Origin of the sequence: Tychonema sp. LEGE 06208, from assembly GCF_015207505.1 — a bacterium.
Lineage (GTDB): Bacteria > Cyanobacteriota > Cyanobacteriia > Cyanobacteriales > Microcoleaceae > Microcoleus.
The window spans coordinates 1-24,613 of the sequence record NZ_JADEWT010000046.1 but is presented as its reverse complement, the minus strand read 5'-3'; the positions used below and the strand labels follow the sequence as shown (position 1 = coordinate 24,613).

The following is a 24,613-nucleotide window of genomic DNA, read 5'->3' as shown; positions in this document are numbered from 1 at the left end:
AATGATTAATGATTAATAACTAATAGTGCAGGCAGAAAACGGGTTGTTTTCCGCAAATACTGCGTTAATGCCTTGAATGCTTCTAAAAAACCCGGTTTCTTGAGTCGGCGACCTCCAAAATGCACTAAGCTAAAAAAGCTTTCCAGACATAGGCCAAGACGATCGCACAAATCGCTCCGATCAGCGTATTAAAAAAATTCACTACCTCATTCGTCAGCCATTCAAACTTTGATTGCACCGTCGCGCCAATCACGCTCTCGATGTTGGTAGCAATAAAAGCTGCAATAATACAAAAAACAACTCCTGTCAAGTCAATTAAACCCACAGCCCAACTCAAAAGCGCAATCAGGATCGATCCGACAATGCCCGCGATCGTTCCTTCCAGACTTACCGCCCCTTCCGTACCCCTAGGTACAGGCTGCAACGTAGTAATCAAAAACGTATGTTTGCCGTAAGCTTTGCCGATTTCGCTAGCGCAGGTATCGGAAAGTTTGGTACAAAAACTCGCGGCATAACCCAGCAACAACAGGGAAATCACCTCTTGTGGCACAGGTATATTGCCCGTATCTCCGAAAATAGATAATGCCAAAACTCCCACAGCACAAAAAGTAGCTGTTAAAGCCGAGCCCCAGACATTTTCCGGGCCTCGTGCGCCCGATCGCTTTTCAGCAATCCCTTCTGCTTCTTTCTGGGCTTTACCGATGCGGGTAACTCCCGATCCCACAAGAAAGTAAAACATCACCACCGCATAGCCCCGCCATCCCAAACTCGCCCAGATAATCACACCTAGCAGCCAGCCGTGAAATTGTCCGGCGGGTGTGAGCAATTTTTTGGGAGCAATTGTGGCGATCGCGAGTAAAAATGTATTAAGGGCGATCGCCACCAACCAAGGATTAGACCAAGATAAATAATTAAAGAACAATTCTGAATTCTGCACAGTAACCTTTAAACCTCCATGAGCCAAATCTTATTTCATCTTGCCTTCCCCGTAACGGATCTTGCCCAAACAAAAGCCTTCTACGTAGACGGGCTCGGCTGCAAATTAGGTCGCGAATCCCCCAATTCTGCGATTTTGGGTTTGTGCGGCCATCAAATTGTCGCCCACGTCAGCCGCGAACCCTTGACACCTCAGCGAGGCATCTATCCCCGGCATTTTGGGTTAATTTTCACTTCAGAAGCTGACTGGGAAGGATTGCTAGAAAAAGCACAGCAAAACAACTTAAATTTCTATCAAGAAGCCAGAAGGCGATTTGTCGGTTTGCCTACAGAGCACCGCACCTTCTTCTTAGAAGACCCTTTCCACAATATACTAGAGTTCAAGTATTACTGCGAAGCTGAAGCAATTTTTGGCCTGGGCGAATATGCTGAAGTCGGCGATGCAGTTTAGCCACCTCCTAGGGTGCGTCAGCATAGTGTTATTTTTTCTGTAATTGAGCGTATTTCTGCTGATGCACCCTACAAGTTCAGCCTCGTAAGTGACATCCGCATTTTGCGTTGAGAACAGAAGTTAATTAGGATTTTGTAAAGGTTCTGAAAGTGCTGCGGCGACCGCTTGTAAACTGCTCGAATGTCTCACCATCATAGCATGGGCGAACACTGAAACTTTTACTTCTTTGGCGGCGGATATTTGGGAACTAGAAGCTGGGACGATGATAAAATCCCAATCAGTCCAAATCGAAGTAAAATTTAGCTTTGCCAACAATTCAGCATCTCGATTTAAATCTTCCAGAAAAGCACTGCCAGGACGCATTTGAACGCAGCCTTTTCCCCAGAGAGTGTAGGCAGTCCAAGTACCGTTGTGAGGGGAAGATATCGCAATAAAGCGCTGGACTCGGTTAATTCCGCCTAACCTTTGCAAGTAATAGCGAGTTACTAAGCCGCCCATGCTCAATCCTACTATATCTAAAGGCTGTTGTGGCTCGAAGTTTTTGTCTATATAATCTGCCATTTGTTGGGCTAATTCGTCGATGCTGGCATTGCCCCAGTGGGGCGAAAGATCTAGGCTGTAGATTGACCAACCTAAATCTCTGAGGTAGGCAGACATTTTGTGAAAAATTCCCGATTTTCTGAAGATTCCGTGAATTAGCAAGACTGGGTTGCGGCTGAAATTGCTATTCATTTTTAATGGGAAATTTTATTTTTAATGGGTGCTTTTAGTTCTTCAATTAATGCGTTAATACTTTGGTCGTCTGTCACCATTTGTCGGTGCAGCATTACATTGAGTTTAACTTCTTTACCTACGGGCATTTTGGAGCTCTTCGACGGTACAATCATGATGTCAAACGGTGTCCAAATTGATGTAAAATTTATGCGTCTGAGATCCATCACATCTTGATTTAAATCGCGCAGCAAGTCGCTATTGAGCCGCATATCCAGGTATCCTGGTAAAGATAGGCAATAGGCGGTGAGGGTGCCGCTGTGAGGGGCAGATATGGTGATGAAACGCTGTACTCGGTTAATTCCTCCGAGTCGCTGCACGTAGTAGCGGCTGACGATGCCTCCCATGCTGTAGCCTACTATGTCTAAAGTCTGTTGTGGCTCGAAGTTTTGAGAGATGTAGTCTGCTAGTTGTTTGGCTAGCGAGTCGAGGCTGAGGCTACCGTCGTTGGGGGTGAGGTTGAGGCTGTGGACGCACCATCCGAGTTGGGTGAGGCGGGCGGACATTTTGCTGAAAATAGCCTTTGTGTCCCAGATTCCGTGGATCAGGATGACGGGATTGCGATCGAGCGTACTGTTCATTTTACTAAAAAATTGCTGGCATATTAAAGCATAAATCGATCGCCTAGGTAATTTTACCCATATTGGGACAGCTAGCGAATCGGCTCGATGTATCCCAGGCTAGTAGGCAATATCTCATAAATTCTGAGATAATAGTAAACAAGTGCAAAGTAAGATTAGGATTATTGAGTAAAAATTACTAGAATGTCCCTGTTTTTAATCAAATAATTGTAAATTTTGATTAAGAAATATAGACAAAGGTTGCCCAACCTCGTAGGCTAACCTTGTTGACAAGCTTGTACAAATTTCTCTAAAAGAACAAAAGGAGTAAATCTAATGTTTGGTTTTATCAAAAATTTCTTCGGCGGTATTTTCGGCTTTTTCGGCAGACTGTTGGGCTTGAAAAAGTCTGAATATTTCATGGATTTAGGCGAATCTTCCGCGAAGGAACCCGCTAAGGTTGCAGCGGCGAAGGTAGAGTCTGCTGTTGCGAAGAAGGTAGAGGCTGCACCTGCGAAGGTAGAGGATGCTGTTGCGAAGGTAGAGGATGCTGTTGCGGCCGTACCTGCAAAAGTTGAGGCTGTTATGTCAGACAAGTCTGAACCAGCTAAGAAGGCTAAGGTAGAGAAAAAGTCTAAGAAGAAAGAAAAGGAACCAGTCGCTAGCCTTCCTGCTAAGACTTCGGAACCCGCGAAGGTTCCTGCTGCTGTAACTAACGGGAAAGTGCCGAGTCAAGCTGAATCCGATCGCACTTTTGCTCCTAATAATTTAATGCCGATACCAACTACCACTCGTCGCAGCCCGGGCCCTAGCATGAACAATTTCCGCGAAATGGCCCGTCAAGTGAAAATGAAGTAGAATTTAGAAAATTGGTAATAGGGAATTGGGCATTTGACAATTGCAAATGCTGGGGTTAAAAATTTAAAAATGCTATTGCTCATTTTTAATTTTTAACTCTTTTTTTTGTTCTATTCCCTATCTCCTTTGTTTCTGAGAAAGGCTAGGGCGCTGTATAGCTGGAAAGCGGGGTCCCAAGGAGTTTCGGATTTGCGATCGACCTCTACGTGAGATTTAATTTTGCTCAACATATGCGTGTAATCGAGGACTGTCTCAGCAAAGGGCGTAAATTCTGACCACACTGTAACGTCAAGCTGGCGATCGAATATTTCCAGTAAGCGATTCCAGTTAATTCTGGTGGTACTTTGAGGAATTTGTGGGGATTTTTTGACTCTGGAAGTTGGGTTTTTCAGGTTCGGTGAAGCTGGGATAGCTGCTGAAATTTGGGTGAAGTCAACCCCTGCTTTAAATTCGTAACTTTGGTCGCAAATTCGCAGGATGCAGTTGCGGCTGGGAATGTGCAAGTCGCAGATTTGAGCGTAATCTTGGGTAATTTCTTTGTGGCGAAATTGATCGGTTCTGCGGTTGGGCGAGTAGTCCATGATTTCCATGAACATCGGTAACAAACCTTCTACTCTTTGGCTGACTTCTGACCACTTGAATTCTATAGAACCGAGTCGATTTAGATGATCTTTGCAAACAACGGCTGGGGAAGAGAGAGACTGGAAGTGTTGAACGCGGAAAATTTGGATTTTTTGAATGTCGGCTAGGGTTGTCCAAAATACGGGAATCCCGGCGTTGAGAAGTTCTTGGCCGTAAATTCGGAGTTCGGCGATGGGGCCGGTTTTGTAGAGTCTCCAGCCACGGCTTTGGATTTGCATCCGGGTGGTGTAGGCGTCGATTTTGAAGATTCTGCTGATATTTTGGACGGCTGCGGGTTTGTCTTCGGGACTCACGGGTTCGAGGATCAGGAGTCCGGGTTCGAGGCTGCTGGGGTCGTTTTTGGCGGTTTCGATGGCTTGTTGGCGGAGGTTTTGTTGTGCGGTTTCAATGCGTTGAATGCCTTGGCGGGCTTGGGTGACGATTTTGGGGTTGGTGATGTCGCGGAGTATTAGTTTGTAGGTTTTTTGGGCTTTGTCGAGGTTGTTGGTGAGTTCGTAGTAGCGACCGATGTAGTATTGCACCCAGGGGTTTTCGGGGGATTTTTTTTGCAGTTGTTTGATGAGTTGGGCGGCTTGTTTGTAGTTTTGGCTTTCTAGGGAGGCGACTATTTCCTGGATGTCTGTCATGGCGGTTGCGGGAATGGGGTTGTTTCTATCTTGGCTGATGTTTTGTTGCTTTGGCTAGTGGTTAATAGGTTTGGCTTTTATGTTCAGGGTAAGAGCATCTCAATCAGTCTTGACAAAAGGATTTGAGAAGAAGCATCATGTATTCATCATTCATTGCAGCCCGTTTCCTTTTCTGTCGCAAACTAAGCTTGAGAGTGCTTTCTTGATTGACAGCATTCAGGGACATCCGTCTGATCGCAGCCAAGTTCCGAGGGCTATTCAACGACCTAATGCGACATCGATCTTCATTGAAAGTGACATCTAAAACCCAATGTTCTTGATTTTCAATACTCCAATGTTGGCGAATAGCGCGACCATTCCGCTTTAGCATCTACGGGTAAAGAACTTAGGTAAAACTAATGTAATGGGCTTTTTTCTGACGAATCAGCCGAATAATATCGGTTTGAGTCCCCATTGCATCCATCGTAATAATCGCTCCGGTGACATCAATTAATTACAATACTGCTGGGATAGCTGTGATTTCATTGGAATAGTTTTCCACTTTAACTTTTCCGAGTACCAACCGATTTTCACTCGCCCACGCTGTCACTAAATGTAAATTATTTACGCCGTTTTTTCGGTCATAAGAACCTCGGAGGCTTTTGCCATCAATCGGGATAACTTGTTGGCACACTGGCCCAATTAATTGTTTAACCCATTGAGTCAACTTCTGTTCTAAAACTTTCGGGTCTAGCTTTTCAAAAACTCGTCGGAAGGTATCATCGCTCGGGATGCCATTGGGTAAGTCTAAAAATTTTTGCAACCATTGCTGCTTACTGATTCCATAATTTTCCATGTCTTCCCATCCATCACCTCCAGCTATTGTAGATAATATGGCAATGACGAGAATGTCTTTAAGTAGGTGGCGTTTGGTTCGGTTCACTCTTGGGTCGGGTACGTCGTCAAAATAACTTGACAAGCTCCCTTGTAACTCTTGCAGGGAAATAGGTTGGGGCGGGTTTTGTGGTTGCTTTGATTTAGGCGTTCCTACAACTGGCGCGAATCCTTGATTCATTGAGTTTTACCCACCGAGCCGGCGACTTAGCTTTTAAGACATTATAGAATCCCTAATACCTAAATCCCCCATCTTCTATAGTCGTATTTTTGTCAAGTACAATTTATACCAAATTAGATGAGCTTACCCTGCTTAGCAGCTTTATCGATTTCTGCCACCACCTCACTCAATAGATTCCAGCCTGAATTTTGAGTAATCCTTTGAATTACTGCTTCTTGAATGGTCGGGATACCGCTATCTTGCAAAGCTCTTGGTGCAATCTCTTCAGGTAAAGGAATTACTCTCCTGCCTTTTTCATCTCTCTCAGCATATTTGGCACTAAAGAAATCCTCAAAATCTTTTATCTCGTTTTGAGTTGCTTTTCTTTGCTGAATCAGTTTCGCTAAAAGTCCTTGTCGAGAACTAGCAGGGTAAATAACTGGATTGCGAAACCCAAAGCCAGTCAACTCTCGTTCTAAATCCTTGATGACATCAGCAATTTCTCTGTCTCTCTCTGTCTTCTGGTCAATTTTATTCAGGATAAAGTAAATTTTACCCGTGTTCTCGGCTATAAAGTCTTTGCGATTTTCGACAACATCTTTAAATAAATCGGCAACCGCATTATCTTTGTAGGAAGCGTAGTTTAAAATAAACAGAATGGCATTGCAGGTTCGGAGTGCTTCTAGTGCTGTTTGCTTCAGTTCATTAATGTTGAAGTTTGCAGACTCCCACTCATTAGGGCCGGGAGTATCAACTAAGGTAAAGCCTGTGAGAGAAGATAATTGGCTAATTGCTTCAATCGGATGCTCTATCTCAAAGCGTGTAGTGTTATCGGGATTGCCTTTTTCTCGGATTTCACGGGTACGCAGCAGGAATTTTTGCTGAATTTCGCCAGCGTCACCCTCAACAAGAATGACTGGTTTTCTTTCTCCTTCTCGATACTCTAAAAGTTTGGGAGTTTCGCCCGGTTTAATGTGTCGGACATCTGTACGGCAGATGGTACAGGCGGCCGTTTCACTCGCCAGCACATCAGCACCGATGATAGAATTCAAGAAGGTGCTTTTGCCAGCTTTCATTGCCGCAATGACGGCTACTTGATACTTCTGATGTTGCAAAGCATTTAAAGCTTTGTTGATCTCGTTTTCAATGCTTTGTAGCCCTTGACTTTCATCTCCCTGAATGCGGAGTCCGTCACGGAATTCTTTGAGATATTTTAAGAGGAAAGTGCCTGTACTGTAAATGCTGTTGTATGCTGTTTGAAATTCTTGAGAAGACATAAATTGAAACTTTTTAGTTGAGGGAATGGCTAAATTAGAGCTAGAAATTCGCGGTTAAAATTGATATAGATTGTGCGCTTACCAACCTATCCGCGAGGGGTTTAAACTCCTGGCGGACTCGTGGAACAAGCGCTAAATATCAACAACCTAGTTATTAGCCAGGGACTTAAGTCCCTGGCGCGATTCAAGCTTTAATCAGAAAAAGCCTTGCTAATCCCGTAAAATGCCAAACCAGCCAACGCACCTACGGCTACACCAACGGGCCCAGCAGCAGCACCAATACCAGCACCTCCGCCAACGGCACCAACTGCCGTCAAACCTGTAGCAGCTACCACACCAGCACCCACAGCACCACCCGCAGCAGCGGAACCTGCCGCTTTCGCTATTTCATCACCTTTAGCCATTGAAATACCTCAGTGTAAGGAACAAAAACTAACTGTTTGACTAACGAAAGTTAATTAAACAGGCAAAATTTGAAATATTGAGATCGCACTTTCCCGCTTATCTAAGTATTTGCATTTAGACAATGAGTCGGTAATTTAATACTAAACTACCTATTGTTAGCAAACAACTAACAAACGCTAGCAATTTCGGTTATGCTATCGTTAGTCACATCTCACCACACCCGACAATGGCATCAAAAGAAGACTTATTTGCCGAAGCTGCGAAACACTGGGACTTAGAAAGGCTTTACGAAGCTTTCGCAGAAGCTAAACGGCAAATCTCTCCCCGATCGCGCCGGGGACTCACAGACACTGAAAAGCTCTATCTCCGAGGACTGCTTTCCGGTTGCAGTCCCGCCGAAATAGCTAAAAAAATGTTTCAGACTCCCAAAAGTGCAGAGGTTTATCTGTGTAAGACTTTATACCAATATGTTAAAAAACTCGCAGATTTACCGAATGAACCTGTGGGTAATTGGAGAAATGTGTGCGATCGGCTACAGGAAGCAGGATTTAAAACTCTGTCTTCTTCTGAATTTAAAATGAATAATTCTTTACCGAGAAGCATTAGTAAAAATAGTTGGTATAGGTGCGATCGAGAAAAATACAATATCAATTGATATTAACATTAGACTAGAATTCCCCTCAACTTCAGAAACTCCGAAAAAAGAAGACTTAGATAAAAACGATTAGATGTGCGATCGCACAACCCAAACAAATCCCAATCAATTCTATATTCTCTTGCGTCGGCGTCCGGCGGACATCGTTTGTGTAGCCGCGGTTTCAACCGCCGAGGCTTCTATCGAAAACATCAAGAATCTATCCAAAACATCAAGAATCATTCGATCGCACTTGCTCAAAATCCTCAGCATCCCCCGGTAAACCAGAACCCTCGCCATTCCTCAACCGTGGCGATTCCCCATTACCCGCAGCCGCACCGTAACTCCCAGAATACCTGTCATCCAAACCCGAATCCCTCAGCGAAATCGCACTTTTTTGACTCGCCGACAACCGATCTGAACGGCGATTTGTCCCAGAAATCGACGGCCTGCGAGTTAAAGTTTTCCAAGCAGCCCTAATCCCACTCACGACGCTGCGAGTTGTCACCTGCACGTTGTGCGCCTGCTTCTTGGCGCTACCAATACTGCGATCGACCTGTTTGACAACCTCCCCCGCACTTTGCACCCCATCGCTAACATCATCCGTCAACTCGCTAATTTCCAGCCCCGTCAACCGAATCGCCTCCAAAGTCGGCGGAAACTCGCGAGAAAGCGTGTCAGCCAGCTTTTCCACGCTGCGCGCTGCCCGTGTCAATGCTTGCACCGCAGGTATTAAAGTCACTAATACAGCAGTCAGGCTAACTGCCACTAGCAAAATCGAAAGTCCTAACCAAAAGATGGGATCGCTCACTTGTATCTGGGATGGAGGGTTTGGGATTTCATCAGGAAATGTGGATCTAATTTTACCGTCAATTTTGATGAAATTCTTGTGGGACGGGTATCCTGCCCGTCCCCAACAGCTAAGTCAATTAGCGGATGGGAGGGCGCGACGCAGGACTGACTTCGGCTTCAGTTTCCGACAGTGTTTGGCGTTCCCGCTGAGTTGCTTCCAAACCGGCCGCGATCGCCTCTTTGAGTCTAACCAAAGTTTCGTCCCAATTACGCAGTGCAGTTTCCGAAAGTCGATCGGCCTGCAACTGCACGCTACTCGATAAATCCTCCGCTAACGCAGGCATTGCCTCGGCCGATTTTTTCAATATCTGCCGCGTCTCCTTACCAGGTCGCGGCGCCATCAGCAACCCAGTCACGGCCCCGATCGCAGAACCCACCAACAGACCGCCAATAAATAATCCTGAACGTTTAGATGACATTTTTATAACTACTCTCTCTCCATAGGTTTTAGGATAGCTTACCTCAAAGCTCGATCGCGCCTGGACCAGAGCATTCGCCCCAAACCCACCAATCCCAAAAGTTGCCGAACCTGTTGCAGTTGCAATTCCAGTTGTTGATAATTCCGTCGCAGTTGATGAGCACCTTGTTGCCTTTTAGCAAAAAAATTCGGTGATTTACCGAGGACATTGCTGCTGCAGCGATCGATTGCTGCAATCCGAAACTCCAAAAGTGCGATCGTCCGCCTAATTTTCCACACTCTCGCAGCTATATAAAAACACACCAGAGATATTAGTAGATTGATAATTACAACACCCGTCAGCATTTCTCACCTATTTTCAACTACTAATCTACCCGGATATTTATGGCGGGCTAGCAGCAACAGCCCGCCAAATATTTTTTAGACATACCACAATGTTGTGTCATAAAATATGTTGTAGAGACGCAACATTGTGGTGTCCCAATCTATTTGTCCCTATCCATCAGGCGCGTAAAATTTTAAGCCTGAGACATAGCAGGCAAACAAACCTTAGTACCGCCCAAACCGCAATAACCGTTCGGGTTTTTAGCAAGATATTGCTGGTGATAGCTTTCTGCGTAATAAAACTCAGGAGCCTCCAGAATTTCCGTGGTAATCTTGCCGTAACCTTCCGCCGTCAGAGCTTGCTGGTAAGCATCGCGCGAAGCTTCAGCTAGCTGTTTTTGCTTGGCTGAATAGGTGTAAATGCCCGATCGGTATTGAGTACCCGAATCATTACCCTGCTTCATTCCTTGAGTCGGATTGTGACTTTCCCAAAAAACTTTAAGCAGCGTTTCGTAACTAACTACTTTCGGATCGAACACAACCAAAACAACTTCATTGTGTCCCGTCATCCCGCTGCAAACTTCGTTATAAGTAGGATTCGGAGTAATCCCCGCCGCGTAACCCGCAGCAGTCGAAAAAACTCCATTTTGCTGCCAAAATTTCCGTTCCGCGCCCCAAAAACAGCCCAAACCAAACAGGGCAATCTCCATGCCGTTTGGAAAGGGAGGTTTGAGCGGATTGCCGTTAACAAAATGAGTTGCCGGTACCGACATCGACTCTGCCCGTCCCGGTAAGGCCTCTTGGGGAGAGGGCAGGCTCGACTTTTTGCCAAATCCAAATAGCACCATAAATTTGTGAGGGCGATCTCTGATAAACGTCTTTACCTTACTTAATAATATCAGATATTCACTGAAAATAGTGGCACTTTTGAAGGTAAAGGCTAAGGAGCATAAGGCTGAGTTGTTTTTCCGAGTGTTGGTGATACTGCTCACATCCAATGCAGCTTTCAATCACATTAAGCCGTGTTATGTATCACCCAAAATAACCTAAAATATCACTTATTCTTGAGAAATAAATCACGCAGATTTTAGGCAAAATAGCCGATTATTAAATTATGGGGTTGTAGTAGAAGTTATGGAAAACAATTTCTAAGGAGTGTGGAAAAATGGCAATTAAATCTTGCAGTGAACCTTTAAAATCTAATCCGTTTATTACTTACCGCGATCCGATTACAGGTAAGTGGATTGTGGTTCAGGAATTGTCGAAAGTAGCGGAAAATTCACAGCTAGCAGCAGCTTGATATTTCTTTGTGATTCGAGCTAAAAATCAACAATGTTTGGCAACTCCTTGGGTACATAAGCTTAGAGGTTTTCGATGATTAAGCAAATCCTATCATATCGAGCAATTGTTCCGAGTAAAATTGGGAGCATTTCATTTTTACAAAACTGAGATGCTCTCCTTTATTATTTTGGGTTTTATGCGGATTAAAGTCCTCACTACGAACCTATTTATAGCGGTTATCAAAAAAGTGAGGTATACCCAATCCCTCCGCTTCGCTCCGCCCAATCCCTCCGCTTCGCTCCGCCCAATCCCCGACATCACCTCATCTTTCTGAGAAAGGCTATAATTGTTTTTATGCGGGAGCTAATGAATTCTAATTTTCAGCATTGCTCATCTCTTTTCGCAGTTCCAAGTACCGATAGAGATATTCCGAAATTATCCCGTGCAAAAACAAGTCGCGGGCTGCATTAAACGGACTGTTTGGCGCTAGCGGATGGCGGTTCACAATTACATGATTCCAATCGCAATTTTCCGTAATTTCGCTGACGTATACTCCGAAGTTTTCATCTAACTGAAGCGACATCACTGCTCGCGCAAATTCGTCGCTAGTCAAACACAGAGAATAAAATACTTTAAACAATTCGATCGCAGATTCTAAATCCAGAATCCTCAGCCACCTCAGTCTTTCAAAATCAATTTCAACTTCCACAGGTTGAATGCTATCATAATTAATTCCCCGTTTTTTGACAACCTGCAACCAGTTGGGATTTGTCAGCATAGCCTGGTTGTAATCCCAGACAAAGTTATACAGAATTAAGTCGTGTTCGAGAAAGGCATTGTCAGCTAAATCGCTAACTGTGCGCGGATAAAGTTTTGATTTTTCAATCTGGGTGTCCGGGCCGTTATCAATCAAGAAGTTGATAATGTTTGAGCCAGCGTTTATGTGCCGCACAATTAAATAACAAGCTTCTGGCGAGACAAAGTTATTTAGGAAAAATGTGGCGGATTTGTGCATTAAAGTGTAAGCGCGAAATTGAAATGGCAACAGGCGCTTTGTTGTCATAATTACCGCCAGCAATACGTTAGCAATTACTTTGATTGGGATGAGCAAATAACTGCGAGTCCAGTTTTGCAAATCCCGCAGCATGGAGGCTTTTGCAACTAAATCGACGGGAATTGACCGATCGCAAAACAGGACATCCCAAACATTCGGATCTCGGCGGTTGTAGGGTTTCGTAACATAAGGGATTTTTCGCTCATCCTGGAGATTTTCCGTATCTTGTTTTTGCAGCTTTTGCATTAGCGGATTTCCTCCAATTGCAGCAAATATAAACGAGCAGTAACGCGGGCTGTTTTGACAATGCGGTGGGCGATATCATCCGTCATCCATTCGGCATTAATTAAATTTTCCAGTTTGGCTAAATGCGACTCATCATTAACTCCGTGATAAGCTAAAAACGATACTTGTTCGTCTTGCAAACCGAGAGTTTCCTTAATTTCTTTTGCCCACTTGAGGGCCAATCGGTTTCCCAATCCTTCGATTATAAACATACTACCAATTAAATCAACCGGATTTTCCCGCGATGCTTGGTGGAAGATAAAAGCTGACAGGGCTTCGCTGCCAATATTCTTATCATATTCGACAATTTTTGACAACTCGCCGCCGACAGAAACATAATTTTTTTCTAGCATTTGATAGTCGCGGTGTTCGTCTTGGGCGTGGCCGATAAAAGTCGATCGCAAACGAAAGTCAGTCATGTTAGAAGCAGCACGCGCAATCCAGCGAGCACCCTCGACAACTTGCGGGCGGAGATTGCACAGCAATGCTTGATAGTCTTCTATTGTAAACTCTCCCCGGTACAATTTGCGGACAATGGGAACGGAACGAATTTCGCGATCGAACTTCAGCCAAATCCAGGCTAACTCCCGCAACAAATAAGCTTGCGGAGAGTTGGGGTGTTCCGGTTTAACACTTTCGAGGGGCGAAGCTTCGGCAACATCAACGGATTTAGACATTTGAGAAATCATAGGTTTATTGGTATTTTCCACAGCAGTTAACATCATGTAAGCTGTTGTAAAGCGGCCGCTTTCCGGTACGAAACAAAAGATTTTTTGTCCTGGCTGCAATTTGCCAGAATTGAATAATTCTTCTAACATTAAATAAATTGAAGCGCAGCCTGTGTTTCCCCTAGTGTACAAGTTCGTAAACCATTTTTCTTCAGGAATCATGCAGCCTGCTTGTTCGAGAAGTTCCACAATTTGTCCTCGAAAAAAATGAGAGGAATAGTGGCACAGCAGCCAGTCGATTTCCTGCGGAAAAACTTTTCCTGCTTTAATCAATCTCAGCCAACCTTCAACGCCTAATTGCATTACATTGTCGAGCAAGCGAATATTTTGCCGCAAGTCAAAAGCTCCGGCTGCGGCTGCATCGAGGTAGGAAGAATAATCTAACCAGCTTTTGGTTGCTGTGGGGCTGGCTAATCCTGAATACATACAAACTGGATAGGCGTTGGCGTGGGAAATTAATTCAATCCATTCTATTTTTAAACTAATTCCTGTCGCATTGGGATGGTTTTGGAGCAAAAACGCTCCGGCACCGTCTGATAGCATCCAGCGCAGAAATTCTGTATCGAAAGGTAGGGGTTTTCCGGCTTGGACTGATGTTTCTGCTTCAAATTTGGTGTTTTTGAACAAACGTGAGGGAAATTCGGAAGCTACGGCGATTGCTGTTTGTTTTTTGCCGAGTTCGAGTTGAGATGTGGCATAATTTAAGGCACTAATTCCGGCACAGCAAACTCCTTGAGTGGAAACTGTTTCTAGGGGAGATAATTCGGAAAGTTCGCCGTGTACTGTGCTGGCAAATCCCGGTACTAATAAGTCTGGTAAAGTGGTGGCGCAGGCTAGCAAGTCGATCGCCCCCGGTTCCAAATTTGCAAGGGCGATCGCATCCCGGACGGCAAAAGCTGCCATTTGGCTGTTAGAATACAGTGTTTGCTGCTGTTTGTCGATCGCGTAATAGCGCTGTTTAATCCCGTTGCTGTTGAGAATGCGCTGTCTGACTCGCGAAGGGCGATCGGCAATTTTGCCCAAATACTCCTCCATCTCATCATTATTAATTGGTTTTCCGGGCAAAAATTTTCCAATCCGATTGATATAAGCACTGTACATCGCGTCAACCTCTAAAATTGCTAATTTACTTTGTTAAATCAAGCCCGAAAATATCTAAAATTAATTGTGCTTTGGGAAGCAGCGAACTTGCAAGGAGTCACCAGTTATATTGTAGAGTTGGGCGAAATCAGACAAGTTGAGCAACAGTAGCAAGAAGTAATGTGAAGCGGGGTGAAGTTTTTTGTAAAATTGAGCCAATATGTAACTAAAGTTCCTTCGCTGCTTCCCGACTCAAATGGATATTGCTTCACTAGATGCTTGGTATTCTCAATCACAGCGCCGCGCGGCTGTTTCGCTGTTGATGAAACGAGTAGGCGTAACTCGCACTAGGGCTGAATGTTTTATACGGCTTTGGATTTACTTATCAGTCAAACAGCTTCAGGAAAGCCAGCCCAGCCTCAAACCGCCGCTGGTTAAACTGGAATTGCTAGCAACAGAAGTGCAGTGCACTCACCGGGAAGCAGCAGAACTATTTTACTCCGATTCCGATCGCGGGAGCGATCGCGCCGCCGGCATGATGTTAGACAAATTAGCAGCACTAGGATTGATTGCAAAACACTTTGACGGTAACGCTACAGCAATTCAAATTCAACCAGTTTCCGAAATTTTAGATCCCGCGCCGTCGGAAAATTCAGTCAAACTCAAACTAGATCATTTTAATCCTCGGTGCGATGCAATTCCCGTTGCAAATTTACTAGCAACCAATTACAACTGGATGAATCGCAGCACTAACGCAGTTCCCTACCAAATTGCTAAAATTCTCCGAATTTTGGCAGGCAAATATTCAAAAGGAATGCGAGTTTTGCGCCGCTGCGACAATCTGAATCCTGTAGGTTTTTACTTATTGTATCCCACCGCAGCCGAATCGGAAGTTAATTTTTTTAACGCACCCAGTAAAAGCCTGCATTTAAGTTCGGTTGCTGCTGAGATAGATCCTTTTATCATGGCACTTCCGGGAGATGAAAATTGCCAGTCAGTATTTGTCCGCAGTTGGATGATCGAGCCGCAATATTTAGAAGAATACCGCGTTATTTTTCTCGAACATATCCAGAAAGTTTTAGTAGAAATGAAACAAGATTTTCCCAATCTTTGCGATTTGCACACGCTAATCATTCACCCGATGTATGAAAAAATGAGTTTTGCTTTGGGGTTTCAAAAGACTAACAGTGATGCTCAACTATCTCTTTATTGGATGTATTTAGCGTTGGATAGATTTTTAGCGCTGGATATTAAGGCAGCGCTAAAAAATTTGTAAGTCGGCGGTTTTAACCGCCCCGTCTTCGTAGTTTACAAAACCTCGCGATGGAGATAAGGTTGCAGCACTTCCGGCACTTTTACCGTCCCATCCGGCTGCTGGTAATTCTCCAAAATTGCCGCCATTGTCCGGCCCACGGCTAAACCGGAACCGTTGAGGGCGTGCACGAATTGAGTGCCTTTTTTCCCCGCTTCTTTAAAGCGAATATTAGCCCGCCGCGCCTGAAAATCTGCGACGTTGGAACAACTGGAAATCTCGCGGTATTTGCCAGCATTCGGCAGCCACACCTCTAAATCGTAGGTTTTTGCTGCTGCAAAACCTAAGTCGCCGGTACAAAGCTCGATCGTCCGATAAGGCAATTTTAGCGCCTGCAAAACTCCCTCAGCATCCTGCACGAGCTTTTCGTGTTCTGCCTCGGAGGTACTCGGATGCACCAGTTTCACCAATTCTACTTTATTAAATTGGTGCAACCGAATTAATCCCCGCGTATCTTTGCCGTAACTTCCCGCTTCTCGGCGAAAGCAAGGCGTGAAAGAACAGTGATAAATTGGCAACTGTTCCGCTGTCAATACTTCACCTCTGTACAAATTTACCACCGGAACTTCGGAAGTAGGAATTAACCACAAATCGTCTCGATCGCACTTGAAACTTTCTTCGGCAAATTTGGGCAATTGACCCGTAGCAGTCAGGGATTCTGAGTTGACTAAAAATGGGGGAATTACTTCTATATAACCAGCTTTAGTGTGGCGGTCGAGCATGAATTGAATAATCGCTCTTTCCAGGGCTGCACCAGCTCCAATTAAGGTAATAAATCGAGGGGCTGCGATTTTTACTGCCCGTTCAAAGTTAATAATTCCTAGTTTTTCGCCAATTTCCCAGTGCGGCAAAATATCGGGATTTTGGGGAATGTATTCGTCTCCCCAGCGCCGAATTTCGATGTTTTCTTCTTCGTTTTTGCCCAAGGGGGTTGATTTACCCGGCAAGTTGGGCAAGGGCAGCAATAGAACTTCTATTTGAGCTTTGAGGTCTTTTTCCTGTGCTTGCAATTCGTTCGACTGCGCGCCGACTTCGTTGCCTTCTGCTTGCAAAGTCTGAATTTCGGGGGATTCGAGGGGTAAACCCGATTTTCTTTTTTGGCCGATGAGTTTGGCTATTTCGTTGCTGCGGGCTTGCAGTTGCGATCGCTTGTTCTCCAACTCCCGCTGCTGTTTGTCTAATTGCAAAATCGGCTCGATTTCATAGTTGCCTCCTCTAGTGTTGAGGCTTTCTTGCACGGCTTGCGGGTTTTCTCGGATTAATTTGAGGTCTAGCACAGATTTTTTCTAAATTTTCAATTTTATGAGGATTTGCGACCGGAAACCCGATTTCGTGGAAAATATTAGCTTTGGCAAGCATAAATCTACGAATTCACAGGCTTTTTGAGGTTCTTGCGCCTGTCTTATCTTAGGTTAACAGGGAGTATATCCTCAGACATACAAGCTTTGGCAATCATTTAGCACCTCAAGGATAACTTATTCTCATTAAAAAATTTGCTTGGTGTCACCCATGATGGGTGACACCCCACAAAATGATGCTATAGTAAGCACATTAGTAGATGCACCCTGATAATTTTCTCCCCTAACCAGCGATGGTGAGGGGCTTTTTGTTTTGGGGATCGCAGGAAAGTTAAGATAAGACGGCGGTTGAAACCGCGCAGTCTTCTTATCGGGAGAAAAATGCGATCGACAAATCACCTATTCTGTTTCCTAGAAATATTTTCCAGCGAAGGCGGCATTCAATCCTACGCCCGAGACATCCTGAAAGCTTACCTGTCCCTAACCGCAGCAAACAACTTTCCGCCACAAGCAGAAGTTTTGCTATTGCGAGATTCTCCAGATTGCCCAAATCCCTTCGAGTCAAAAAATCTCAAATTCTCTTACCTAAAAACTGATCCCGTTTGGCTTGGTCGTCTTAAGTTTGCCGCAAAATTACTAACTTGTTTGCTGCAAAAACGACCGGAACGGGTTTTTTGCGGTCACATCAAACTCGCACCGCTAATTAAAACCTTATGCCAGCCGCTGGGAATTCCCTACACAATTTTAACTTACGGCAAGGAAGTTTGGGAACTGCTGCCACCAAAATATCAAATAGCAATGAAAGACGCTGACAGCATTTGGACGATTAGCAGGTACACGCGCGATTCCCTACGGGATAGCTTCGCCGCGCGTACTTCCGAACTTAACAATTTAAATCCTGACAAATTCCAAATAGTGCCTTGTACTGTAGATGAAAATATATTTACGACTGGGCCCAAACCTGTGCATTTATTAGAAAAATACGATCTGGTTGGTGCTAAAATATTGATAACTGTAGCTAGATTGCGATCGCACGATAGTTACAAAGGAGTCGATGTCACAATTCAAGCTTTGCCGGAAATCGCCAAAAGTTTTCCCAATGTGAAATACTTAGTTATTGGACGCGGGGACGATCGCCCGAGATTAGCTAAACTCGCCGCCGATTTGGGAGTAGCCCAAAGAGTAATATTTGCGGGTTTTGTACCGACACAAAATTTAGCAGAACATTACCAGTTGGCGGATGCCTATGTAATGCCCTCCCAGGAAGGCTTCGGTATAGCTTATTTGGAAGCTTTAGCTTGCGGAGTACCGGTGCTGGCGGGGGACGCGGACGGTTCGGCAGATCCGCTGCAAGATGGTAAACTGGGATGGCGAGTTCCTCACCGAGATTCAGCAGCAGTAGCGGTTGCTTGTGTAGAAATTTTGCGAGGACAGGATCGAAGGTGCGATCGCCCTTGGTTGAGGGAACAAACCCTGGCAAAATATAGTTTTCAATCGCTTTGTCAATCTTTACAAGGGATTTTTCAACCCTCTGACTCCGATCGACTTATGCTGTAGAGAGCGGTTTTGGCCTGTCCAATAGCCAAATTAACTCGATCGACCGCGTGAATTTCTCAGTAGGATAGAGTTATGCCTACCCGCAAAGACACCAAAGGAGACCACCGTGAACCAAGGCACCCCCAAAATATCTTTAAATCTACCCCGTATTAGCAATTGGCTGATACTGCTGGGCATCGCCTGCGTGTTGGGATCAATTGGTTTGGGTTGGATAGTTAAATCAGTGTTGATTGTAGTAGGTTTCTTGCTGCTAACACCTGTAGTCGCATTTTTCGCACTTCAGTGGTGGCTGAAACGCAATTTAATTGAAGACAATTGTCCAGTTTGTCAGTACGAATTTACAGCTTTAAATCAAACTCAGTTTCAGTGTGCCAACTGCGGCGAACCTCTGAAAATAGAGGAAGGTCATTTTAGCCGCTTGACACCGCCCGGTACGATCGATGTTACCGCCGTGGAAGTATCATCAGTACAACAATTAGAAGATTAGTCAGTAGTCATTAGTCAGTAGTCAGTAGTCAGTAGTCAGTAGTCAGTAGTCATTAGTCATTAGTCAGTAGTCATTAGTCAGTAGTCAGTAGTCAGTAGTCAGTAGTCAGTAGTCAGTAGTCAGTAGTCATTAGTCATTAGTCAGTAGTCATTAGTCATTGGGAATTGGTTATTGGTTATTGGTTATTGGTTACTTGCTACGAATTCCGAATCCCTCCGCTTCGCTCCGCCCAATTCTCAATTCCCAATAACAAATAACAACTAACAACTAACAACTAACAACTAACAACTAACAGTGAATTTACTATTCCGATGAAGAGAGGATTTGATATTAGTAGCACGGCGCACCCTACAAATTACCAACTAATTTAATTAAGGTTATTTAAGATAATATTATTTTTCTAAACGTACTGCATACCACTGCAAAAATTTTCCGGGGCCGACATCTAATTCACAATAAGTATTAATTAAATACTTAGCTTGTTCTTCCACAGAAGATAATTTGAGCAAATCCTGTGGCAAATCTTCATGTTCCGCGGCTAAGACCGCTTTCAGCTTTTCTAATAATTCTGCCGCCGTCACAAACTGCTCCGGCTGGTTTGTTTCTAACACCACAAAGGTGTCTTCGTCATACAGTGACATAGTTTCAAAGGTTGAGGTTAATTATTTCTAAAGTTTCCGGCAGTTATGCTACTGAAAGTATAAGCTCTTAATTACCATTTTTCAGCCCCGGTTCGATCGTGTTACAATTGAACAACATCAAAATTCCTACCGGATTACCGTTGTTAACTTAGTTATTAACCGAGTTGTCAACAGTTCCGACCAGGCAGCATTTCTGAGGATATTTGTCAAGTGCAAATTTGTCAAATGTCAAATTGTCCAGAAATATTCGATCGGCTGTATCTAAATTATAACTAGCACTATACATTCCCATGATCGCATCTTCGACTTCAACCCCCGTGGCGCGCAAGCCCTCAAAATCAGAAGGTCTCAAAGAACGCAGCAACTATTTGCGAGAACCCGTTGCGAGTGAACTGTTAGAAGAGACAACCCACTTCAGCGAAGAAGGGCTTCAAATTCTCAAATTTCACGGTTCGTACCAGCAAGACAACCGCGACAATCGAGTTAAAGGACAAGAAAAAGACTATCAGTTCATGCTCCGCACCCGCAATCCCGGCGGTTTCGTGCCCCCAGAACTATATCTTACCTTAGACAAGCTATCCGAAGAATACGGCAACCACACGCTCCGCGTCACAACGCGCCAAGGTTTCCAAGTGCACGGCGTGTTGAAGAAAAATCTTAAAGCAGTGTTTTCCTCAATTATACAAAATATGGGGTCAACCTTGGGAGCTTGCGGCGACTTGAACCGCAACGTCATGGCACCGCCAGCACCGTACAAAAATCGCCCAGAATACGAGTATGCGCTGCAATACGCCAACAATGTGGCCGATTTGCTAGCACCGCAAACCGGTGCTTATTACGAAATTTGGCTGGATGGCGAAAAGGCTGTTTCAGGGGAGGAAGACCCAGCAGTAAAGGCCGCCAGACAGCAAAACGGTAACGGCACAATCTTTCACGACAAGGAAGAACCGATTTACGGCACCCATTATATGCCGCGCAAGTTCAAGTGTTCTGTTACTGTACCGGGAGACAATTCGGTTGATTTGTACTCTCAAGATTTGAGCTTGGTAGTAATTACCAATGAAGCTGGCGAGTTGCAAGGTTTTGATGTGTATGCCGGCGGCGGTTTGGGACGCACTCACAATAAAGAAGAAACTTTTGCGCGGCTTGCGGATGAGATTTGCTATGTTGCCAAGGATGATGTTTACGATTTGGTCAAGGCAATTGTAGCAACGCAAAGAGATTTTGGCGATCGCACAGACAGACGACACGCGCGACTGAAATATCTGATTAACGACAAAGGTCTGCAGTGGTTCCGGGCAAAAGTAGCCGAATATTTTGGCAAGCCGCTAGAAGCATTTAAACCCCTGCCTGATTGGAAGTATTTGGATTTCTTGGGCTGGCAGGAACAAGGCGACGGCAAGCTGTTTGTCGGCATTTCCGTAGACAATGGCCGAATTAAGGACGAAGGTTCATTTCAGTTAAAAACGGCTTTGCGGGAAATCGTGCAGAAGTACAATGTGCCGATGCTGGTAACGCCCCACCAAAACGTTTTGATTTACGATATTTCGCCGGATTTCAAACAGGAAATTCAGGGAATACTCGATCGCTGCGGCATTCAGCGGGAAACGGCCATCGACCCCATAGTACGCTATGCGATGGCCTGTCCGGCAATGCCTACGTGCGGGCTGGCGATTACCGAGTCCGAGCGCGTGATGCCGAGCTTTTTAGAGCGAATTCGGGCGCTTTTGACCAAAGTTGGTTTAGAAAACGAGCATTTTGTGGTGCGGATGACCGGTTGCCCCAACGGATGCGCCCGCCCTTATTTAGCAGAATTGGCGTTTGTCGGGAGTGCGCCGGAATCCTACCAGATTTGGCTGGGAGGCTCTCCCGACCAAACGCGGCTGGCACAACCAATTGAGCAAAAGCTGCACGTAAATGATTTTGAAGCTTTTCTGGAGCCGATTTTTGTCTATTTTAAGCAAAAACGGCAATTGAGCGAGAGTTTTGGCAATTTTTGCGATCGTGTTGGGTTAGAATCTATCCGTCAATTTGTAACCAATCACCAATCTGCTGACTCGATGACAACTGAGATAAATGATTTAGATGTTACGTCTAGTAACGGCGAAGAGAATGAGACTGCTACTGCAGGCGGCAAAGTCCGCCGTCGAATTAGCGTCCGCGATGAAATCTACAACGAACTCAAGGAAGAAGCTGCCCGTCAGAGCAAGCCGATTACACAGCTAGCGACAGAGGCGATTTCCACTTATCTGAAAAAGATTAAGGAGGAAGGATAAGCCGATTTACGATTGTCAATTTTCCATCGCATCAAATAGAGTTTAGGCACAAGTAACATAAGGGCAGAGCATTTGCAGAAAAAAACCTTGAATTTGTCAAATAATTCCGGTTGTAAATGCTTTGCCTTTAATATTTATCAGGCGATTGAAATCGCTACTTGTCAAACGATGTCCGCGCAACGCGAGACTAAGAAATACATCAGGTAAACAGTCCATCTCCTCTCTTCCTCTGTGTTCTCTGCGCTCTCTGCGGTTAAATAAAAAAATCTAATAGAAAACGAGCAATCTAAAATTCAATGGCTCAATTACAAAGATTAGCAGTTACCGCCGCCCAAATTTGTGCTAACCAAATCGATTTAACTAAGGAACAACAGCATTATTTAAATCGGGTGCTGCGGCTGCAAGCGGGCGATCGATTTATTGCGATGGACGGCCGCGGACATTGGTGGTTAGCAATTCTAGCAGCCAGCGAAACCGGGTTATTTGCCTCGATAACAGAAGAAATTGCCGCGAACGGGGAGCTTCCGGTGACAGTAACTTTGATGGCGGCATTGCCCAAGGGAAACGGCTTTGATGAGGTTGTCAGGCAGGCGACGGAGTTGGGTGTGGCTAGTATTGTGCCGGTGACGAGCGATCGCACTTTGCTCAAACCTAGTTCTCAAAAGGTCGATCGTTGGAGAAGGATTGCTGCAGAGGCCGCAGAACAGTCGGAACGTCAAATTGTCCCAGAAATTTTAGAGCCTGTTTCCTTTAATTTAGCTGTGAAAAATTGCGGTCAAAAACATCGATTTATTTGTGTGGCTCGCGGTGGAAATCGCCATTTGTGGGACTGCGTGAGCGGTTTAGAACCCCCCCAGCCCCCCTTGTTAAGGGGGGAGCAAGAACCGGAGGAATCCCCCCAGCCTCGCTTGCTAAGGGGGGAGCAAGAAACGGAGGAATTATCGATCGCGATTGCGGTTGGCCCGGAGGGTGGGTGGACTGATGGTGAAGTGGAAAGGGCGATCGAATTTGGTTTTGCTCCTGTTTCTTTGGGTAGTAGAATTTTGAGGGCGGTAACAGCGCCGATGGTGGCTTTATCTTTGGTGGGAGCCGCTTTTGAAAAGTGTCAATCCCCAAAAATATTTCCCTGAGCTGCTAGACATCCTAAACAAAGCTAAAATGTCAATAAGTCGTTGGGCATAAAAAAATAGACCTCTTGCAAAAAAGATATATGTTATAATCAGAAGTTTTAAATTTAGCCCCCTAGAGCTAACTCATAATTGTAAATTGCTGACAACAAATTACAACGCTTCTGCATAACGGCGACGGCGATTCCGATAACGACTCGACAATATTTGAAAAATTTTGAGACTCCGATTAACCTGTTCAATTTCCTATTCGCTCCTGTGCTATAACTCGATTGTAGTCTTTTTCTATACGAGAAAGTTTCCCATCTTTTGGTATTTTTCTCGGGATATAACTATTAGGGTAATAATCCTTTATCCCTTGATAGCCACTGTCTTGTAAGCTATTTTTTTCGGAATGAAAATCAATTTTAATTTTTTAAAATAAGTTAAAATAGTGGCAATACCCTGGTCCCAAAGCAGTGCAAATAATTTCTCCTGTCTCTTGATTAATTACCAATTTAGTTTTTAGACTATGACATTTTTTCTGGTCACAGGAATATCTCTTCGGTTTTTTTATTAGGTCGTTCAATAGCTGTTTTTGTGACATCCATCACCACGAATTATGGATAATCAGAGTCTTTGAGTAATGCCTTTTTCCCCGGCATACGGAACTTTCTCGTTTCCATTAAAGCTGATTCGATATCAGTTACAATTCGGCAAATAGTTGATTCAGATACTCCCCAACTTGTCCCAATATGAAAATATGTTCGATATTCTCGCCAATATTAATCGGCTACTAAGACCTGTTCTTCTAGAGTTAGAATGGTGCGAGGTCCTCTTCTGTCTTTAGGATTTTCTACGGCAAAGTTTACGCTTGGCGTTAACCATTGCTTTTAGGGTTTGAATCTTGATACCAAAACGTTGAAATTGCTCGGATTTCAAATTTAGATAAGATAGATTCTTCCTGATTTACTTATTGTGTAACGACAACAGAACTTTCTCGCATTTTATCCTGTTTATAGCAAGACCAGAGTGAAAATAAGTTAGGAGTTGGGATTCAATCAACTCTCAGCAAAACTTTTCATTAAATCATAAAATTATTTTGCAAGATATCTATTGTAGTTTAACATAACCTAATATTCACTTTTCAAATGTTAAGCAGCTTTTACTATTTGTGGCGAGATACTTTTTTCCCCCAAACAACCAAAAGGGATCTCGCTCTTATACCATGTCGAATCCCTGCATTGCGTGAAGCGGAGCTATCCCGTAGGGAATCGCCCTTATTGTCCGAAAGGGCGAGATCCCTTTTTTCCCCAAACAACCAAAAGTGCGATCGCCATTCCTTAAGTTAAAATATAAGTTGTCAAATTAGATAATATAACTTATCAGATTCAACAAGGACAAGTTATGCCTGTAAACTGGAGAGAACATATCGTTAGTACCCCCGATGTACTGCGAGGTAAACCAAGAATCAAAGGAACTAGAATTCCCGTTAGTCTAATTTTAGGATATTTAGCATCAAATAACACTGTCGAACAAATCATAGATGAGTTTCCAGATATCGCCAAAGAACAGATAGCTGCTTGTCTTGATTACTGTAGTTTAGACTAACCAAAGATGAGAACGGTGGCCAAAGAAGAACTAGAGCCACCGCGCCAGGAGAGAATGAGGGTGAAAAATAAAACCTATCCACTCCTTATATGAACAGTGAACGATTAAAG

The 24,613-nt window shown here is 44.3% G+C and carries 24 protein-coding genes and 2 pseudogenes; 10 read left to right on the top strand and 16 right to left on the bottom strand.

Annotated features, from left to right (window positions below; genetic code table 11):
• Window positions 1-124 precede the first annotated feature (124 nt).
• Window positions 125-937 (bottom strand): TIGR00297 family protein, encoded by an 813-nt coding sequence (locus tag IQ263_RS14035; protein ID WP_194067967.1) that lies wholly within the window; start codon window positions 935-937, stop codon window positions 125-127.
• 18 nt (window positions 938-955) lie between these two features.
• On the opposite strand from IQ263_RS14035, the gene IQ263_RS14030 reads away from it, so the two are divergent.
• Window positions 956-1,387: a VOC family protein gene (locus IQ263_RS14030; protein WP_194067966.1), complete on the top strand. Its 432-nt coding sequence runs from the start codon at window positions 956-958 to the stop codon at window positions 1,385-1,387.
• Between the two features lie 120 nt (window positions 1,388-1,507).
• On the opposite strand, the gene IQ263_RS14025 is transcribed toward IQ263_RS14030, so the two are convergent.
• Together IQ263_RS14025 and IQ263_RS14020 are read right to left on the bottom strand one after the other, a co-directional pair.
• The gene (locus IQ263_RS14025) at window positions 1,508-2,119 is read right to left on the bottom strand and encodes an esterase/lipase family protein (RefSeq protein WP_194067965.1); all 612 of its coding nucleotides are present in this window, start codon (window positions 2,117-2,119) and stop codon (window positions 1,508-1,510) included.
• Window positions 2,120-2,121: 2 nt separating this feature from the next.
• On the bottom strand, window positions 2,122-2,739 hold the full coding sequence (locus IQ263_RS14020; protein ID WP_194067964.1) for an esterase/lipase family protein: 618 nt from the start codon (window positions 2,737-2,739) through the stop codon (window positions 2,122-2,124).
• 315 nt (window positions 2,740-3,054) lie between these two features.
• On the opposite strand from IQ263_RS14020, the gene IQ263_RS14015 reads away from it, so the two are divergent.
• The gene (locus IQ263_RS14015) at window positions 3,055-3,576 is read left to right on the top strand and encodes a hypothetical protein (protein ID WP_194067963.1); all 522 of its coding nucleotides are present in this window, start codon (window positions 3,055-3,057) and stop codon (window positions 3,574-3,576) included.
• A 110-nt stretch (window positions 3,577-3,686) separates the two neighbouring features.
• On the opposite strand, the gene IQ263_RS14010 is transcribed toward IQ263_RS14015, so the two are convergent.
• From IQ263_RS14010 to IQ263_RS13995, 4 genes and pseudogenes are all read right to left on the bottom strand, one after another.
• The gene (locus IQ263_RS14010; RefSeq protein ID WP_194067962.1) at window positions 3,687-4,844 is read right to left on the bottom strand and encodes a tetratricopeptide repeat protein; all 1,158 of its coding nucleotides are present in this window, start codon (window positions 4,842-4,844) and stop codon (window positions 3,687-3,689) included.
• 103 nt (window positions 4,845-4,947) lie between these two features.
• Window positions 4,948-5,898, bottom strand: a pseudogene (locus tag IQ263_RS14005) (ISAs1 family transposase).
• Between the two features lie 113 nt (window positions 5,899-6,011).
• Window positions 6,012-7,154, bottom strand: a complete 1,143-nt coding sequence (locus IQ263_RS14000) for a dynamin family protein (protein WP_228050042.1) — start codon at window positions 7,152-7,154, stop codon at window positions 6,012-6,014.
• Window positions 7,155-7,345: 191 nt separating this feature from the next.
• Window positions 7,346-7,558: a hypothetical protein gene (locus tag IQ263_RS13995; RefSeq protein WP_190738034.1), complete on the bottom strand. Its 213-nt coding sequence runs from the start codon at window positions 7,556-7,558 to the stop codon at window positions 7,346-7,348.
• Between the two features lie 227 nt (window positions 7,559-7,785).
• Here IQ263_RS13995 and IQ263_RS13990 point away from each other — a divergent pair, with 227 nt between their 5' ends.
• A complete protein-coding gene (locus IQ263_RS13990) occupies window positions 7,786-8,214 on the top strand; it encodes a helix-turn-helix transcriptional regulator (RefSeq protein ID WP_228050041.1) in 429 nt (142 codons plus the stop codon).
• A 211-nt stretch (window positions 8,215-8,425) separates the two neighbouring features.
• Here the strand turns inward: IQ263_RS13990 and IQ263_RS13985 are convergent, their stop codons facing one another.
• From IQ263_RS13985 to msrA, 4 genes are all read right to left on the bottom strand, one after another.
• Window positions 8,426-9,004, bottom strand: coding sequence for a DUF948 domain-containing protein (locus tag IQ263_RS13985; RefSeq protein ID WP_194067961.1), 579 nt, complete (start codon window positions 9,002-9,004; stop codon window positions 8,426-8,428).
• 118 nt (window positions 9,005-9,122) lie between these two features.
• Entirely contained in the window at window positions 9,123-9,464 is a 342-nt protein-coding gene (locus IQ263_RS13980) for a YtxH domain-containing protein (RefSeq protein ID WP_194009036.1), read from the bottom strand.
• Between the two features lie 38 nt (window positions 9,465-9,502).
• A complete protein-coding gene (locus IQ263_RS13975; protein ID WP_194067960.1) occupies window positions 9,503-9,808 on the bottom strand; it encodes a hypothetical protein in 306 nt (101 codons plus the stop codon).
• A gap of 173 nt (window positions 9,809-9,981) precedes the next feature.
• Entirely contained in the window at window positions 9,982-10,635 is a 654-nt protein-coding gene (gene msrA / locus IQ263_RS13970; RefSeq protein WP_194067959.1) for a peptide-methionine (S)-S-oxide reductase MsrA, read from the bottom strand.
• Window positions 10,636-10,952: 317 nt separating this feature from the next.
• On the opposite strand from msrA, the gene IQ263_RS29345 reads away from it, so the two are divergent.
• Entirely contained in the window at window positions 10,953-11,087 is a 135-nt protein-coding gene (locus IQ263_RS29345; protein WP_255515882.1) for a hypothetical protein, read from the top strand.
• A 354-nt stretch (window positions 11,088-11,441) separates the two neighbouring features.
• On the opposite strand, the gene IQ263_RS13965 is transcribed toward IQ263_RS29345, so the two are convergent.
• Both IQ263_RS13965 and IQ263_RS13960 read right to left on the bottom strand, forming a co-directional pair.
• Window positions 11,442-12,368 carry a DUF6999 family protein gene (locus tag IQ263_RS13965; protein ID WP_194067958.1) on the bottom strand — a complete coding sequence of 309 codons (927 nt, stop codon included), beginning with the start codon at window positions 12,366-12,368 and terminating at the stop codon, window positions 11,442-11,444.
• On the bottom strand, window positions 12,368-14,236 hold the full coding sequence (locus IQ263_RS13960) for a 3-oxoacyl-[acyl-carrier-protein] synthase III C-terminal domain-containing protein (protein WP_194067957.1): 1,869 nt from the start codon (window positions 14,234-14,236) through the stop codon (window positions 12,368-12,370). The genes IQ263_RS13965 and IQ263_RS13960 overlap by 1 nt, the downstream gene beginning before the upstream one ends.
• Window positions 14,237-14,471: 235 nt before the next feature.
• Between IQ263_RS13960 and IQ263_RS13955 the strand changes: the two genes are divergently transcribed.
• Window positions 14,472-15,491 (top strand): hypothetical protein, encoded by a 1,020-nt coding sequence (locus IQ263_RS13955; RefSeq protein ID WP_194067956.1) that lies wholly within the window; start codon window positions 14,472-14,474, stop codon window positions 15,489-15,491.
• A 32-nt stretch (window positions 15,492-15,523) separates the two neighbouring features.
• Here IQ263_RS13955 and serS read toward each other — a convergent pair whose 3' ends face one another.
• Window positions 15,524-16,804, bottom strand: a complete 1,281-nt coding sequence (serS, locus tag IQ263_RS13950) for a serine--tRNA ligase (protein WP_194067955.1) — start codon at window positions 16,802-16,804, stop codon at window positions 15,524-15,526.
• 402 nt (window positions 16,805-17,206) lie between these two features.
• On the opposite strand from serS, the gene IQ263_RS13945 reads away from it, so the two are divergent.
• Window positions 17,207-18,382 (top strand): glycosyltransferase family 4 protein, encoded by a 1,176-nt coding sequence (locus IQ263_RS13945; protein WP_194067954.1) that lies wholly within the window; start codon window positions 17,207-17,209, stop codon window positions 18,380-18,382.
• 106 nt (window positions 18,383-18,488) lie between these two features.
• Window positions 18,489-18,869, top strand: coding sequence for a hypothetical protein (locus IQ263_RS13940; RefSeq protein ID WP_194067953.1), 381 nt, complete (start codon window positions 18,489-18,491; stop codon window positions 18,867-18,869).
• A 392-nt stretch (window positions 18,870-19,261) separates the two neighbouring features.
• On the opposite strand, the gene IQ263_RS13935 is transcribed toward IQ263_RS13940, so the two are convergent.
• Complete coding sequence (locus tag IQ263_RS13935) at window positions 19,262-19,510, bottom strand: CRR7 family NDH-1 assembly protein (protein ID WP_194067952.1); 249 nt, start codon at window positions 19,508-19,510, stop codon at window positions 19,262-19,264.
• Window positions 19,511-19,800: 290 nt separating this feature from the next.
• Between IQ263_RS13935 and sir the strand changes: the two genes are divergently transcribed.
• Both sir and IQ263_RS13925 read left to right on the top strand, forming a co-directional pair.
• Entirely contained in the window at window positions 19,801-21,786 is a 1,986-nt protein-coding gene (gene sir / locus IQ263_RS13930; protein ID WP_194067951.1) for a sulfite reductase, ferredoxin dependent, read from the top strand.
• 296 nt (window positions 21,787-22,082) lie between these two features.
• A complete protein-coding gene (locus tag IQ263_RS13925) occupies window positions 22,083-22,916 on the top strand; it encodes an RsmE family RNA methyltransferase (protein ID WP_194067950.1) in 834 nt (277 codons plus the stop codon).
• Window positions 22,917-23,020: 104 nt separating this feature from the next.
• On the opposite strand, the pseudogene IQ263_RS13920 reads toward IQ263_RS13925, so the two are convergent.
• Window positions 23,021-23,861 (bottom strand): annotated as a pseudogene (locus tag IQ263_RS13920) (transposase family protein).
• Between the two features lie 438 nt (window positions 23,862-24,299).
• Between IQ263_RS13920 and IQ263_RS13915 the strand changes: the two are divergent.
• Window positions 24,300-24,503, top strand: coding sequence for a DUF433 domain-containing protein (locus tag IQ263_RS13915; RefSeq protein ID WP_194067949.1), 204 nt, complete (start codon window positions 24,300-24,302; stop codon window positions 24,501-24,503).
• Window positions 24,504-24,613: the final 110 nt, after the last annotated feature.